Below are 14,505 nucleotides of genomic sequence, written 5' to 3' on the forward strand. Positions count from 1 at the left end.
ACATAGCCAAGGCTATAAGTGAGGTCTAGCAGTGCCCACGTCATGACGGGCGATATCGTCCAAAATGCGCCCGGCGGCGTCGCCATCGCCGTACTCGGTCACGTCCCTCCGGGGCCCATAGTCGGGGCCCTTCCAGAGCCGGTTCCAGCCGCATTCGACAAGCTCGGTCCACTCGGTCTCCGACCGCAAGGTGACGCACGGTTTGCGATGGAAATAGGCCTCCTTCTGCAGACCGCCGGAATCGGTGTAGACGGCCGCGGCCCCGTCGAGCAGCCGCGCCATATCCAGATAGCCGACCGGATCGATCATGGCCACGCCCTGTGGCACGATGCCCGCCCGGGCGAGCGCGTCACGGGTGCGCGGATGCACGGGAAAGACGACGGTCCTCTCCTTGGCTTTGTCCGAGAGCCAACCCATGACCGCCCGCAACTGGTCCGGGTCGTCGGTATTCTCGGCCCGGTGGATGGTGGCCAGTGCGTAACCGCCGGGCTCCAGCCGCAGGTTGTCGAGAACAGTGGAACGTTCCCGGGCGCGGGCGGCGGCGAACATCGTCGCGTCATACATCACGTCGCCGACATGATGGACGCCGGACGTAATGCCCTCCCGCTCGAGATTCTTGATCGACTGAACTGTCGGACAGAATAGGAGCGTGCTGAGATGGTCGGCGACCACACGGTTGATCTCCTCCGGCATGCGCCGGTTGAACGACCGCAGGCCTGCCTCCACATGGGCTACCGGGATGTTGAGCTTGGCGGCGTCGAGTGCGCCGGCCAAGGTGGTGTTGGTGTCGCCGTAGACCAGAACCCAATCGGGGCGCTCCTCGCGCATCACGGCTTCCAGCGCGCCGAGCATCCGTCCGGTCATGTCGCCGTGACTGCCGCCGTGAATGTCCAGGCTGAAGGCGGGTGCCGGGATGTCCAACTCATCGAAAAATACTTTCGACATGTTGTCATCGAAATGCTGGCCGGTGTGGACCATGATCTCGGCAATGTCGTCGCGCGCGGCAATGGCGCGGCTCACGGCGGCCGCCTTGATGAATTGTGGGCGCGCGCCCACCACGGTCATTAATCTCAGCGCCATGATCCAAGCTGAGGGTCGTTGATGAAGCGGTCGTGACGCGCGATGCAGCGGGCGATGAGGTCCTTGTTGGCGCGTGTCCAGTCGATGGTCGTTTGCAGACCATCGCGAACGCTGGTCTTGGCCTCGAAGCCGAGCTCGCGTTTCGACTTCTCCGTTGAGCCGTAGCGCATGCCGGAGCGATCCCAGTCGCGCGCCGGCTTGATGTCCGGCGGCGTCGGATTACCGGTGATCTCGTTGATGGTTCTGGCCAGCTCGGCGATCTCCGTCTCGACGCCGCTTGCGAGATTGTAGACCTCGCCCGGCTTGCCGGCTTGAGCGGCGAGGCTCAACCCTTCGGCCAGATCCTCGACGAACACGAAGTCGCGGGTAGCGATCCCGCCATTCTCCAGCGGCAGCGGTTCGTGGTTAAGCGCCTTCCAGATGAAGGTGGGCGTGACGTTGCGCCAGACCGTGTGCGGCGTGCCGCGCCAGCGGCCGGCGCCCAGGATTTCGCGCGGGCCGTAGATGTTCTGGAAGCGCGTCTTGACGATCGGCAGGCCGTAGCGAAGGAAATAGTAGTTGCCGTAGAACTCGCCAATCAGCTTCGATATCGAGTAGGGGCTGTCGTGATAGAGCGAGATCGGCGCGTCCTCGGCCGTGGCGCGCGCGCCGTCGAAGGTCTTCTCGGCGACGGCGCAGCCGGCGGCGGCGTAGACCACGGCGCGCAAGCTCTTCTCGTCCTTCAGCCGGTCGAACAGCTTCAGCGTGGTGATGGTGTTGTTGTCGTGATCGGCGACGGGATCGGCGATGGACGACTGGTTGCCGTGATAGCAGGCAAGATGAAAGACGTAGTCGAGGTCGCCCGGTAGGCCCGCCAGCACGCGGTCGTCGGCGATGGAGCCCAGCTTGAACGTGACCCGGTCGTCTTTCGGGACGTTGTCTGCTTCCGCCGATATAAGATTGTCGACCACATAGACGGCGGCGGGATCTTCGCCGAGCAGGCGATTGACCAGATTGGAGCCGACGAAGCCGGCGCCGCCGACCACCAGGATCTTCGCGTTCTTGAACTCGCTCATGAGGCAGACGCCGCCGTGGTTGGTGCCGCGAGGTGGCTGTAGATGGCGCTGACGCCGTGGGCGTCGTACCAGGCGAGCATACGCCGGATCGTGTCCTCGAAGCCGATCTTCGCGCGCCAGCCGAGCGTGGCTTCCGTCGCGCTCGGGTCGAGAACCACCGCGGGCACGTCGTCGTCGCCCGGCGGCACGATGGGCGCCTCGGGCGGCTCCATGCCAAGATAGGCGGCGACGGCATCGTAGACATTCTTGATCGTCTTGCCTTCGCCGGTCGAAACGTTGAAGACGCCCGTGGGTGCCTCGTCGGCCAGGGCGAGGTCCATGACGGAGAAGAAGTCCTCCATGTCGAGGAAGTCGCGGACCGTGTCACTACAGAAGCAGGACTTTCCGGCTTTCAGGCGCGTGTAGAAGGTCGGGATCGGCCCGATGGCGAGGCGTGGACCGGTGACATTGGCAAGCCGAAGCGAGATGACGGGAAGCTCCGACATCATCAGATATTGCTCGCCGGCCGTCTTAGAGACGCCGTAGCTGGTGAAGGGCCTGAGCGGCGCATCGACCGGGATCGGTACGGCGTCGGGTCGGCCGTAGCAGAGCGCGGTCTGGAAGTTCACCAGGCGCTTGACGTTCGCGGCTTCCGCGGCACGCACGACATTGATGGTGCCGGCGACGTTGGTGCGCGCGTCCTCGCCCCAGTCGCTCGGGTCCTTGTAGGCGGCGGCGCTGTGGATGACGTGGGTCGGCGCGAAGTCGGCGAAGCACCGCTCGACAAGGGCGGCATCGGCCACCGAGCCTTCCACGAGGGACAGGCGGTCGAGCCTTGCGGCACGACCTCACGGCGCCCCGTGGCGAAGTTGTCGATGACCAGGATGTCGTGGCCCTGCGGCAGGTAACGCTCGAGGAGATTTGAGCCGAGGCAGCCGGCGCCGCCGGTCATGAGGATGCGCATGAAAACGCTACTTGCTCTCGCTGTGCTTCAGATGCGTGTAGCCGCCGTGCACGCCGTAGGTGTCGTAATAGGCGACCGCGGCGGCGACCGTCTCTTTGAGCGGCGTGAACTCGATTTCACCGAAATCAGCCACGGTCTTGGACGGGTCGAGCAGGATCGAAGCGGCGTCGTCGGGGCGAGCGGGCGGCGCTCAGGCTCGGGATAATCGTTGAGCTTCAGCGCTTCGACGATGGCATCGTAGAGCTCGATGATGGCGACGTCGGTGCCGGACGAGAAATGGTAGGGCCCATGGCCGGTGCCGTCCGCCGCCTTGACGACGGTGCGTGCCAAATCCTTCACGAACACGAAGTCGCGGCGCGCCTCGGTGACGAAGCAGGGCTTCGCCGCCTTCAGGCGCTCGTAGAAGATGGGCAGCGGACCGGAGACATTGCGCGGCCCGATGACGTTGGCGAGCCGGAAGGTGACGTAGTCGAGGCCGGAGATCTCCAAATAGTCTTCGGTGGTGGTCTTGGAGATGGCGTAGCTCGAATTCGCCGGGTTCTTGGGATGATCGAGCGGGATCGGGTTCTGGAGGGGCTTGAGCCCATAGGTCAGTGCCGTCTGGAAATAGACGAAGCGCCCCACGTCGTTGGCCTTGGCCGCCTTGATGAGGTTCACGCCGCCGACGCCGTTGGTCAGCATGTCGGAATACCAGTCTCCGGGTCCTTGTAGGAGGCGGCGGTGTGGACGATGACGTCCGGCTTGAAGTCGCCGACGAGCTGGTCGATGAGAGCCTGGTCGGAGATCGTTCCCTCGACGAAGGTGAGCCCCTTGGCGTCCTCAGGCAGGTGGATGCGGCGGCCGGTGTCGAAATTGTCGATCGCCAGCACCTGGTCGCCGCGGGCAAGATGGAGCTCCGCCACGTGGGAGCCGATTTGCCCTGCACCGCCCGAAATGAAGACCTTCATGCGCGTTCCCACCCCTCAAAATCCTGACGCAGAGGTGGGCTTCCCCACTCTACTGAGTACGCATTCGCTCGCTGAAGAAGGTTGTCTACAGGCTTTCTTCGCGGGAGATCAAGGGCCAATGCCCCCCGCAGAAGGGTCCCGGCGCGGCCGGTTGGCCCCGATCAGCCGGGGTCCTTGGTGACGCTGTACACGCCCCGGATTCTGGCCGATTTCCGCCAATCGTGTGGAATCCAGCCTCATCGACCTGAGGCGCGCCAAGACCAATTCTTGAAGTACGGCCGGCCGGGTTTGGAAGAACGGGCGGAAGGCTGGGGGCGATACGCTCAGCTTTCCGCGGATAGGATGTTCGATAGGATTTCACGCCAGCGCTCTTCCTCGTGCGGCCATGACAGATTCTCGGACGCCGTAATCGCATTCCGGCGGAGCCGCGCCGTGCGGTCCGGATTGTCGCGGATCCTCGTGATCTCGGCGGCAATGTCCTCGGCCGACGTCCAGTCCACCATAGTGCCCATCTCGTAGCGGTCGACCAGCATGTCCATCTCAGGGAGATCGGGGGTGAGCAAAGGAAGGCCCGCGCCAACACTCTGGAAGAAGCCGTTCGGCAGACTGAAACTGTAATTGTCAGAGCGGTCGTAGTAGGGCAGCGCGGCGAGATCGGCCGAGCGCACCGACGGCACGATGGCCCAGGGCGCGAGCGCGCCCATGACGTGGACGCGGTTCGATAGTCCGGCGTCGGCGATCTGATCTGCTAAAACCTCGTAGCCGCGACCGATCAGAGCGACGTGAATGTCCGGCGCCGTGTTCGATAGCGCTGTGAAGAGCGCGTCGAAGCGCTGGCCCGGCTTGTGATTGCCAATGACGACGATGAGGAAGTCTCCATCATTCACTCCGAGCCGCGCTCGAATGTCCTTCTCCGGCTCGTGATCGAGTCTCGCATCGTGGCCATTGCGGAAGACGACGGGCCGGCGCCCGTAGCTTTTCTCGATGAGACCGGCCAGCCCGTCACTTACGGTCACCGTTTCCGCCCCCGCGGCAATGCATCTAGCTTCGATTAAGCGAAGGAATGGCCGCAAGAAGGCACGCTCGAAGGTGCCGATCTCCGAGTCGGGTTCCACGCCGCAATAGAAATCGTGGATGTCGTAGACGAAGGGCGCCCGACGTCCGGAGATCGCGTAAGCGGGATAGACCGTGACGCCGTGCAGGATGAATAGATTGGCTTGCGGCAACCTCCACGACAGGCGGATCGTTTGCAGGAGAAAGAGGCAAAGCCACGCGATGAAAAAGGGTGCGACGATGATGGCCGGCTGGCGGGTGGTCTTCACCCAGTCCCAGACGCGCGAGACGGTGGCGCCTCTCCCGGGCCCATCCGGTAGCGGTGCCACTGTCGGATCGTCGAATTCGCCTGATGTCACCTTGCCGGCAGCGATGGCGATGACGCGGGCGCCCCAGCGGCGCAAGGAGCAAACTTGTTTTAGGGTGCGGCTATCGCGCATCAGAGGGACTGGCGTCACCACGCAAACCGTCTTCCCCTTGAGTTCGCTAGTGTTCGGCAAATTGGTTACCCTCGGGACATCAGTCGATGCAACGACTTGCGAGCGTTCGAGAGCGTGCGGCGGCGCAGCCTGCGAATTCGGCGTGAACGATAGAGCCAGGTCTGCAAACTCTTGCGTAAGCCGGCCTCCTCGACCTCGCTGCCGAAAACGAGGCTTTGCCACCGGTCGCAACGCAGATATTCCGCGCCAAGCGTGGCCACGTCGGACATGCCCTCGATCTCCGAAATCTGCGCCATGGTTGCTTCGCCGGGCGCGAGGTCTTCAAGCTCACCGGCGCCGCCCTTCCGGAAGAATTTGCCTTCAGGGTCGCGGTACTTGGCCCTGAGCTTGTCGATCTGAAGCTCTTCCGCCAGCCGATCGATGTCCACACCGTCGATTTCGGCAAACGCGAGCATCTCGCCGGCCACGCGCGAGAAGTCGTCGCGCAGGTCGAGATACCGCCAGCCGCGCACACGATCATCGTTTCGTGTGCTCCACGCGACTTCATGCAGCCGGTTGCGGAGCATGACGCGGCGGCCTCGCTTGGCGAAGTAGTCGTCGAAATCCTTGTAGGCGTGACCGGCGTTCGATCGCGCGAAGTGATAGTCGGAGACCAGGCAATCACGTAAGGGGCGCCAGATCAGGAACACGCGCACATTCCAGGCGGACAACAGGGTATCGATCTGGATGGGGAAGGAGGCATGGGTCTTGGCGACAAAGCTCTTGGCCGGCGAGGCATCGCAGCGGGCAAGGCCGCGCCGAATCGCGCCGAGATGGAAGGTGTTCATGGCGGCGCGATCCACCCAGGCAAACTTGGTGCCCAGCTGGGATAGCCCGTGGGTAACCACGAAGGTCTGAAAATGCGAGCCCATGCGGTGGCCGCCGGCGAAGACATACAACATGGGGTGCTTATACCCCCGCCGGCGCGTTGGTGGAGTCGGGTGTGCGAGGAAATCGACCGGGCAGCGCGGGCGCCCCGACCTATCCCGCGGCCCCTTCATTGACTGCTCTGGAGGTCCGTGCTTTAGCCAGAGCCTTGGCGGGGAGGGAAAAATCACCGCCATCCTCGGTCACGTGCTTAAGGTATCTCGCCGTCAGGTTGCCTCGATTCGCGCGTGAAACTTTCGCTCAAGCGGCCTAGGCGGTCCGCGCTCCTGGTTGCTGCCATGGTGGCTCACTTGATTGCATTCCCAGCCTTGAGGCCGGCATCGACCATCATCGCAAGGATCGCGCTCTTGCCGGTGGGCGCCGCGTCACGCGGAGTCGCGCAATGACGGAATCTACGATCAAGAGGGGCGTCAACTACTGGTCCACTTACGTATTGCTGGTGAAGGACTACGTCGCCTTCTTGGGGGCGAAGGCGATCCCCGTGCTTGGGGGGGTCGTCGTGGCCGGCCTGCTCTCACCGCTGCCATTCGCGATCATGGCGGCGGCGATCTACGCGATGATGGCCGGGCACCACACCAGCGTCATCAAGTTTAGCCGATGGAAAACAGAAGTTGGCGTCGACAGCGCCTTCCTCTACTCCCTTATCTTGGCCGGGGTGACGTTGACTTTCAACTACTTCACCGCGCGCCTGTCGTTGAAGGCGACGACAGCTTGGCAAACATCGTTGCTGTGGCGGGCCGTAAACCAATTGCCGGTCATGGCGCGCTGGGACACCGAGACGGCCATCCCAATGCCGTTAAGGCTGGAGCGCCTCGGCAGCTTTCTCAACTCCATCATTCGCTCGGCCTTTCTGGTCGGCAGGATCGTCGCCATCGGCCTGTCGAACTTCGTCATCGCCACGGGAGCGCTGATCGTCCTTACCTGGCTGGATCCGATCAGCGTCCTGGTGCTGATCCTCATGGCCATATTGTGCCTGCCGCTTTACGCATGGGCGCTGCTCGGTCTGGTTGGCGTGCGACAGCAGGGCGCGCGAAATCGGCAGCTAGAGCAGGCCATGTTTAAGCAGGTGCTGCAGGGTGTCGTTTCGAGCTCCGGGCGGCGAATTGATACCAGCCAAATGACTGCCGAGGCAGCAAGGCGGTTCGACTCCGGATACGGCATGGTCAATGCCCAACTCCAGGGGCTCAATCTCGTCAGCCTTATCCTTAGTCTGCACGTCTTCGCATCGATCGCTGTCATTTATCTCATCAACGGCGCCAGCCTGTCCTCCTTCCTGCGCGACAAGATCGTGTTCTTTGTGGTTCTCCTGTTCATGATGAAAGCGGCGCTTGGGCTCGCCTTGCTCATTTCGCGGCTGAGCCGAAATTACACGAGCCTCGCCACGTTGCGCGCCTATTTGCACCCGCGGCGCAAGGGGGTTTCTCTCATACAAGGCATGCCGGCGGACGCCGTCTTCAGTCTGACTGCCGGAGAAGCCGGCGAGCACCACCCACTACGCCCGGGCCGACCGGTATTTGTGGTCATGCCGATGGCGGCTCGTGCGTTCGAACTGCTACCGCTTTCAAATGCGCTGGATATTCTCAAGAAGCCGACAAGCCCGGTGTTGCGCCATATTGTTTTCCTCGATACGCCGGAGCTCGAGGCGTTGGTCGATGGCGGCACGCCACAGGCGCCGGACACCACGATGCAGATTGGCGACAAGAAGCAGATACTGCATCTGCCCATCCGCCATACCGCACTCGAGCTTGAACAGCTCGGTATTGTGGCGCTGACCCGCAACGCTTGGGAGCATCTCGTGGCGAGTGACGAGGCTGAAAACTTCTGCCGCCAAAGAATCGTCTTTGTCGTTGTCGCCGAGCCAAAGCGCCCAAAGCCTCCCTCGCCGGAAACGCTGCTCGTGGTGAGCGACGGTGTGGATATTCTTGCGGTCGGGCCATTCGCCGAAATCTGGGAGCGGGCGGCCGATGAGGCGTTCCAGAGGGCGGCGAAGAAGGACATTAAGATCGATTTCAGCGAAGACGAGGAAATGGCTTGAGCGCAGCGCCGGGCTAACGATGGCAGCTAGGCCATCGCTGCTAGGCCCCGCGCCGCGGCTCGACTGCGCGGGGCGCGGGTGCGTGCGTAGGCAGATTGAACGACGAGTAGAGCGCCATCAGCGCTTCTTTCTGTCTCTGCCAGCCATAGATTTCTTCCGCATGGCGTAGCCGGTTGGCGTCAGGCCGCAGCCGGTCCCTGTTCTCGTAGGCGTCATGAATGGCGCGCGCGATGCCGCGGGGGTCCGTCTCGTCCATGACGACGCCACTTTCGCTGATCTCCACGAATCGTTTCAGCTCGGGCAGGTTTGACACGACGACGGGCAACCGGGCGATGGCGCTTTCGAGAAGCTTGTTCGGCAGACAGTAGTAATAGCTCAAGCAAACGTTTTGAATCGGCACGAGGCTGATGTCACCCGAGCTGATGAAGGAGACGACCATCGCCGGCGAGACGGGTGGCACGATGTGAAGACGGTCGGACATGCCAAGCGCTTGAGCCGTCTGTTTGGCGTGGTCCACCGTTGGTTTGTTCACCGGACCTACAAGGGCGAGATGGTATGCGGGCAGATATTGCAGAGCGTCGACGATCTGCTCAATACCGCGGCCGACAGTGATGCGGCCGACATAGACGGCGAGCGGCGTATCGTTGGACAGGCCCAAGCTCGAGCGCAGATCGGTGTCGCTTGGAAGTCCCCCTTCGACATCGGGTGCGTTCATGACGACCGTGGGGCGTGCGATTGCGTACTCACGAGCCAGATAATCGGCGATGCTATCGCAGACAGTGACCACCGCGTCACACTGCTTGATATGCTTCCGCTCGAGGTAGTAGCGCAGCCATTTGTCGACCGGGCCGGTTTTTGTGTTCCGATGCACTTCGAGCTCATGCGCGTCATAAATGAGCTTGGCGCCGAGCGCTTTGGCGGCGACCGCTCCCGCCGGAAGCATAACGAGGTCATGTGCATGGATGATGTCGGGCTGAAATTTAATCAGATCGCTTTTAAACACCCTTCGCATGCGTCGCGTTTCGACCAGAGGCCGGAGACCCAAAAAGCGGGAGAGCGTGTGTTCGAGGAGTAACCGGCCGGCGCTGAGCGTTAGGCGAATCTGAGCCAGGGGTGCCGGCCGGATGAAAAGGAATTGGGCGAGGAACTCGCCACCCAGTAGAACTATCGTGACCAAGTTTTTCGATGCTTGGAGCACAGGATTCTTGCTGTGCTTCGCTCTCAATGCGTGCACCTTGGCTATGTGCTCCAATTGGCGATATAGCCGTGAGAAGAACGTAGATCGGCGGCCGATCTTCGACGCCGGCGCTAGGAGCTTCGCACGGATCCATGGCCTGCCGATACGCCGGTAGAGTACGCCGTTGCGGCTTTCCTCGGATGTCTCGCTATTGTCGGACAGGGCTAGCACAACGGTGTTGAAGCCCTGCTGCGCCGCGGTTTCAGCTGCACGAATAACCCGCGTATCGTTTGTGCAAGAATTGGATACGAGCATTACGACCCGGGCGCGGTCGGCCCCGGTGGTGGGTGAGTGGCAGGACTGAACGATGGGGCCTCCCAGAAAATTACTTGCAGCTAAGCCGACTGTCGGCCGCGACCCTAGGGTAACGGTCGATGCGGCTCAATGCGTCGACCGATTTTGTGACGCATTGACCAGAGGCTGGTTTATTTTATCAACCGAGCATAGAGATCGGTTCCCAAAAATGGCCCGAAATAGCGCAGCGCCACCGGCCGTGGCGTCTTCTTAAACCAACCATCGCTGCCAATATTTTCCCTGCGGATCCGACATTGGCGAAAGTCGTGGCAGAGATGCCGAAGTTGACCTGCGGTGACGAACTCGGTCTCGGGGGCGGCGTCGCCCGCCTGGTTGGCGTCGTAGGCCCGGCGCATGGCCTCGCTCGCGGCAAGGCGTTTCCTGGGCGCTAGCGCTAGCCTGATCGTGGCCCAGGGGTCCTTTGAGAGCTGCCGGTAAGATGCCGCGTTGTAGACCATCACCGTCGCCTGGCCGCCGGGTTTCAGTACGCGGTGCACTTCCGCGATGGCGCGAGCCATGTCGCCGGTATGGTGGAGGCAGCCGATCGTGATGACCCAGTCGAAGCCGGCGTCGCCGAAGGGACACTCCAGCACGCTGCCTTGCTTGACCGTGCCTTGCTTGCCGAGGAGCCGCAACCGGTGCTGCGCCATGACGACGGGATTGGCGGCGATGTCGAGACCGCTGTAGTCGGCGCCGTGCTCCATGAGGCGTTGGGCTACCGTGCCGTAGCCAAGCCCGATCTCCAGCACACTTTTGCCCGGCATGGTCTCTAAGGGAATATGGCGCTCAAGGTAGGGGTAGTAGGACATGTACCAATCGTCGAAGCGCTTCAGGCTCTCCGGCGAGCTGTCTGTGACGCCAAGACGCCGCGCGAGCGCGCTGCCGCACAGCTCGTCCCAGAAAGCCATGTTGGCCTTGTCTATTTCCGCCTGACCGTTCGGCCCGGGATGGGATGACACATGCGACATTGTGGGGATCAGCCTTGCTGCCAAAGGCGCCGGCACAGCGCTGTCACGTAGGCTCTACCCCGAAATGCAATCGCCAACATCACTCTTTGATGTATCGGCATCTGCTGGCCGGTTGTCATGCGCGACAGCCGTTCGATTTTGGCGTCGCGTTTCTCAAGCGTCCTAGTGCGTCTCTCTAGCGTCCTACTGAGGCGTTCAATCTTTCTCTCGTAACTAGAAAGGCTCTTCTGTGCTTTTTTGAGCGTATCGAACTCGTTTCGATAGCTACGCCTTACGACCCGCGCGGCAAGGAGTTCATCCCGGGTTGTTGGACCTGCCAAAATCCCTCGTGACAACAAAGCGGCCACGGGCCCTTCGTTCATTGGAATGGCAAAAAGCTCACGGTCCTTGCGCTCATACATGATCGGGGCCTCAATGATTTGGCACCGCCGTGACCGCAGCAAACGACGATTCAACAGCGCATCGAAGTTGGCGATGAAGCGCTCATAGGAGTAGCGGCGAGATGATATGATGTCGCGATATGCCCGGTCCGCCATCTTTTCCAGAAACGCAACATCCTCAAGGCGGTCAAAGACGTCGTCGATGTTTGAGTAGTCCTTCTTCAACGAGATATAGTGGACATCGCGTTCGAGAATGCCGGAATACGCCCCCTCGAATAGGACGAGAGCCGTACGAAGATGGATGGCTTCGAACAATTTCGGCGATACTTGATTCATCATCACGGGCCCTTCTCGGCCGGCAAGATACCGGTCCCGAAACTGCTCATAGGGCATATCCGCGTTCGCCTTGGATAGTTCCGCTAGGCTGCCGTCGAAGTCAAAGACGTTTGAGCCGCTCTCCGTTCCCAGCATGGCCCTTGCCGATGCCAAGAACCTGTACCAGTCAGCGCCATAGATGCGTGAGGCATTGTCGACTTCGATGTCGACCGGCACGGAACGCGCGTCTGCACGCCGTTTCACCTCGAGTCCGATATCGAGCTTCTCTCGCGCCAGATCACCGTAGTGAAGGGGTAGGCTCCGACCGCGATACACGATCCGAAGGGGCCTCTCGGAAATTGGAAGGCAGTCTCGTTCCTCTGCTTCAAGCTCGGGGACATAGCCTGTCAAGGTGTGGAGGAACTCGGTGCGGGGAAAGCGTTCGCACGGATAGATCGTCGGAATAAACTCATCTGGAACGCTCGTGAAAACGACATCAAACCCAATTTGTTCGATGAATTGCCATGTGTGACCAGTGTTGTTGTAGTCGTCCTGGACGAACAGGACCTTGAGGCCGGTAAATCTAGCGATGCTATCATAAAAAATTCTGTTCAGATGGTCCGGGTAACAAACTCTAACGCTGTGATGAATGACAATAACGTCGAAGCAGTCGAAGTCCCATGGGTTCGAATCTATCTTATCTTTGTCTGTCATAAAAGCACCGGTGCACGGTAAGTAAGTTACACCATTACTTGAATATACGCTAAACGCATGCAAATGATCTTTGATAGCCTTAACATGTGTAGATCTGTCGTCGTAAAGTACTAGTATATTATACTTGTCGCTGTTTCGCCCAGCAGAGATCATTGCCAGGTCGATTTCTTCGCGGAGCTCCGAAAAGCGCTTGTCGTAGGACTGTTGGGCGGCCGCCGCTTGCCGCCGGCCTATGGCGTCCGAGTCATCTCGGGTGTCGGCAAGCTGTCGGATGGCGCTTTCGAACTCCGCTGCATCGGAAGCGATCGAAAACAGCTCGGGATCCCTAGCGAGTTCGTCGATCGGCGTGGAGACGACCGGAAGGCCGCACGCAACATATTCGAAGGCCTTAAGAGGCAGCGAGACCCGCGCCAGGGAGTAGTCACGAAACGGGATCAGTCCAACGCTCGATTGTCTTGATGTTTCGGCAATCTGCTCTGGCCGAAGCTCGCCTAGATAGCGAACATTGGGCTTCTCGCGCAGCCGGGTCCAACCCGGCTCGTCGCTGTCGCGACCACAGAACACCAAGTCCCAGTCATTCACGCGGTCGGCGAGTTCCGAGAGAAGGTCAAAGTCCAGTCGATCGTTGAGGGCGCCTTGATATAGCGCGGCCGGCCGGCCACTCGCTTGTGGTTGAAACGCGATCGCATCGCTCCGGCGCCAGAACTCAAAGTCACATCCATTCTTCAACACGATACTGCGGCCACGATAGGCGCCGTTGATCCTATAGCTGGCAAACACGCCATCCGTGCACGCAACCAAGAGGTCCGTCAGGCCGAGAACCCGCATCAACATTTCACGGTGTCGAACGGCGTCGTCGAACTCAGATCCGAAGTAATCTTCAGTCGCGTGGTAGACGGCGTAAAAGCCGGCATTGCGTGCAATGAAATCCACGAACAGCGGATTGTAAGCGAAAAGTAACGGGCGGCGGACGTGCCGTTTTGCAAGCAATCGCTCTAGGCGGATCGATTGGTCCACGCCGTAGTCCGTGCCAGCGTGAACGACCCCAATGTTTTCGATCTCGGTTTCGCCGAGCTCGGGTGTCTCTACGGGGGGAGTGGGCTGAACAAAGTAGACAGGCAGATCTTGGGCGAAGCGCGTTGCATAGTGATAGCGATTGCTCCGTGGTTCCCGATGCCAATCGCTCTGGGTCAACATTATGACCGCGTCAAAATGCTTGCTTAACTCAGGCACGCTGACACTCCGCTATCTCACCGCTAGAGCGTTAGGGGCTAGGCAAGGGGACCGTGGCCACCTTGCGCGCCACCATGATAATCTCGATGGGCCTATATACTGCACGCCGAAATCGCCACGGAATCGACTCCGGAGGCAGCATTGAGTACAGGCGCTTCCAGAGCTTGCGTTTCTGCTTTCCGGAGAGGATGCCAAAGGCGTTGAAGACCGACATCACATGCCGCGCCGGGTATTGGAAATTGAAGCCGTCGAAATAGGACTGGCTCACCCGAAAGCCTGCCTCCGCGAGAAGGTCTCGCAGGCTGGAGCGGTCGAATGTGCGCAAGTGGACGAGGTCATAGGGATAGCCGGTCTGCGGCGCGTATTTTAACAAGTCCTCACGATAGGGAACTCGGATTGCGAGCCGGCCGCCAGGCTTGAGAGCCTTGTTGAGACTGTACAACAAGGCGCTGATGTTGAGGACGTGTTCGACGACGTCGGTGGATGTGATGAGGTCGAATTCCGCCTCGAAGGGCAGATTCTCCGCATTGGCGACAACCGGTACCACGTTGTCCCCCGGACAAAACTTGGCCAAGTAGTCGGGGACCACATCGACCGCCGTGATCTTGGCTGCCCTCTGTCGACGAGCTGCCGCACGAGATAGCATTTGCCGGCGCCGACATCGCAAACGCTCAGATTATCGAGGGGCCCCAGCAGATCAGCCGTCTTGACTGCAAGCTCATTGCAAAAAGCCGGGTCCATCATGGATGCCTTAATGTCATCCCGCGCGATCCGCTGATAGTTGGCGATGTAGCCCTGTTGCAGCGGTGAAGCGGTGTCACGCGTGCTGAAGAGGACTGGAATGTGGTCCGCAAATGTCAGGCGCCAGCCGCACTCGCCGCAAG

Annotated in this window: 11 protein-coding genes and 2 pseudogenes; 1 reads left to right on the forward strand and 12 read right to left on the reverse strand. The window is 60.9% G+C overall.

Translation table 11 applies throughout. The features are described 5' to 3' along the window. Positions 1-12 precede the first annotated feature (12 nt). The 8 genes and pseudogenes from wecB to AUC69_RS09505 form a co-directional block, all read right to left on the reverse strand. A complete protein-coding gene (wecB, locus tag AUC69_RS09480) occupies positions 13-1,080 on the reverse strand; it encodes a non-hydrolyzing UDP-N-acetylglucosamine 2-epimerase (protein ID WP_069441942.1) in 1,068 nt (355 codons plus the stop codon). Next, complete coding sequence (locus AUC69_RS09485; RefSeq protein WP_069441943.1) at positions 1,071-2,135, reverse strand: NAD-dependent epimerase/dehydratase family protein; 1,065 nt, start codon at positions 2,133-2,135, stop codon at positions 1,071-1,073. The genes wecB and AUC69_RS09485 overlap by 10 nt, the downstream gene beginning before the upstream one ends. Continuing rightward, positions 2,132-2,944: pseudogene (locus AUC69_RS09490) on the reverse strand (NAD-dependent epimerase/dehydratase family protein); the annotation flags it as partial. The gene AUC69_RS09485 and the pseudogene AUC69_RS09490, both read right to left, overlap by 4 nt. 32 nt (positions 2,945-2,976) lie before the next feature. After that, positions 2,977-3,078 (reverse strand): annotated as a pseudogene (locus tag AUC69_RS19020) (NAD-dependent epimerase/dehydratase family protein); the annotation flags it as partial. Positions 3,079-3,105: 27 nt separating this feature from the next. Further along, positions 3,106-3,759 (reverse strand): NAD-dependent epimerase/dehydratase family protein, encoded by a 654-nt coding sequence (locus AUC69_RS09495; protein ID WP_204377309.1) that lies wholly within the window; start codon positions 3,757-3,759, stop codon positions 3,106-3,108. Next, positions 3,753-4,025, reverse strand: a complete 273-nt coding sequence (locus tag AUC69_RS19025) for an NAD-dependent epimerase/dehydratase family protein (RefSeq protein WP_204377310.1) — start codon at positions 4,023-4,025, stop codon at positions 3,753-3,755. Before AUC69_RS19025 ends, AUC69_RS09495 begins: the two co-directional genes overlap by 7 nt. Before the next feature lie 323 nt (positions 4,026-4,348). Further along, positions 4,349-5,482 (reverse strand): glycosyltransferase, encoded by a 1,134-nt coding sequence (locus AUC69_RS09500; protein ID WP_069441944.1) that lies wholly within the window; start codon positions 5,480-5,482, stop codon positions 4,349-4,351. Between the two features lie 101 nt (positions 5,483-5,583). After that, complete coding sequence (locus AUC69_RS09505; RefSeq protein WP_069441945.1) at positions 5,584-6,459, reverse strand: sulfotransferase domain-containing protein; 876 nt, start codon at positions 6,457-6,459, stop codon at positions 5,584-5,586. A 368-nt stretch (positions 6,460-6,827) separates the two neighbouring features. On the opposite strand from AUC69_RS09505, the gene AUC69_RS09510 reads away from it, so the two are divergent. Next, positions 6,828-8,480 carry an ABC transporter ATP-binding protein gene (locus AUC69_RS09510; RefSeq protein WP_069441946.1) on the forward strand — a complete coding sequence of 551 codons (1,653 nt, stop codon included), beginning with the start codon at positions 6,828-6,830 and terminating at the stop codon, positions 8,478-8,480. A 40-nt stretch (positions 8,481-8,520) separates the two neighbouring features. On the opposite strand, the gene AUC69_RS09515 is transcribed toward AUC69_RS09510, so the two are convergent. From AUC69_RS09515 to AUC69_RS09530, 4 genes are all read right to left on the reverse strand, one after another. Next, the gene (locus AUC69_RS09515; protein WP_083239279.1) at positions 8,521-9,972 is read right to left on the reverse strand and encodes a glycosyltransferase family 4 protein; all 1,452 of its coding nucleotides are present in this window, start codon (positions 9,970-9,972) and stop codon (positions 8,521-8,523) included. Between the two features lie 170 nt (positions 9,973-10,142). Next, complete coding sequence (locus AUC69_RS09520; RefSeq protein WP_069441948.1) at positions 10,143-10,979, reverse strand: class I SAM-dependent methyltransferase; 837 nt, start codon at positions 10,977-10,979, stop codon at positions 10,143-10,145. Between the two features lie 8 nt (positions 10,980-10,987). Next, complete coding sequence (locus AUC69_RS09525) at positions 10,988-13,621, reverse strand: glycosyltransferase family protein (RefSeq protein WP_141700709.1); 2,634 nt, start codon at positions 13,619-13,621, stop codon at positions 10,988-10,990. Positions 13,622-13,652: 31 nt separating this feature from the next. Beyond that, positions 13,653-14,267, reverse strand: a complete 615-nt coding sequence (locus AUC69_RS09530; protein WP_083239280.1) for a methyltransferase domain-containing protein — start codon at positions 14,265-14,267, stop codon at positions 13,653-13,655. Between the last annotated feature and the right edge of the window lie 238 nt (positions 14,268-14,505).

The organism is Methyloceanibacter superfactus (genome assembly GCF_001723305.1).
GTDB classification, from domain to species: Bacteria; Pseudomonadota; Alphaproteobacteria; order Rhizobiales; family Methyloligellaceae; genus Methyloceanibacter; species Methyloceanibacter superfactus.

Excerpts from the sequence above, each read along its gene's own strand:
- AUC69_RS09515 (WP_083239279.1), bottom strand. The coding sequence starts at position 9,972 with ATGCTCGTATCCAATTCTTGCACAAACGATACGCGGGTTATTCGTGCA.
- AUC69_RS19025 (WP_204377310.1), bottom strand. The coding sequence starts at position 4,025 with ATGAAGGTCTTCATTTCGGGCGGTGCAGGGCAAATCGGCTCCCACGTG.
- AUC69_RS09485 (WP_069441943.1), bottom strand. The coding sequence starts at position 2,135 with ATGAGCGAGTTCAAGAACGCGAAGATCCTGGTGGTCGGCGGCGCCGGC.
- AUC69_RS09505 (WP_069441945.1), bottom strand. The coding sequence starts at position 6,459 with ATGTTGTATGTCTTCGCCGGCGGCCACCGCATGGGCTCGCATTTTCAG.
- AUC69_RS09510 (WP_069441946.1), top strand. The coding sequence starts at position 6,828 with ATGACGGAATCTACGATCAAGAGGGGCGTCAACTACTGGTCCACTTAC.
- AUC69_RS09520 (WP_069441948.1), bottom strand. The coding sequence starts at position 10,979 with ATGTCGCATGTGTCATCCCATCCCGGGCCGAACGGTCAGGCGGAAATA.
- AUC69_RS09530 (WP_083239280.1), bottom strand. The coding sequence starts at position 14,267 with ATGCTATCTCGTGCGGCAGCTCGTCGACAGAGGGCAGCCAAGATCACG.
- AUC69_RS09495 (WP_204377309.1), bottom strand. The coding sequence starts at position 3,759 with ATGCTGACCAACGGCGTCGGCGGCGTGAACCTCATCAAGGCGGCCAAG.
- wecB (WP_069441942.1), bottom strand. The coding sequence starts at position 1,080 with ATGGCGCTGAGATTAATGACCGTGGTGGGCGCGCGCCCACAATTCATC.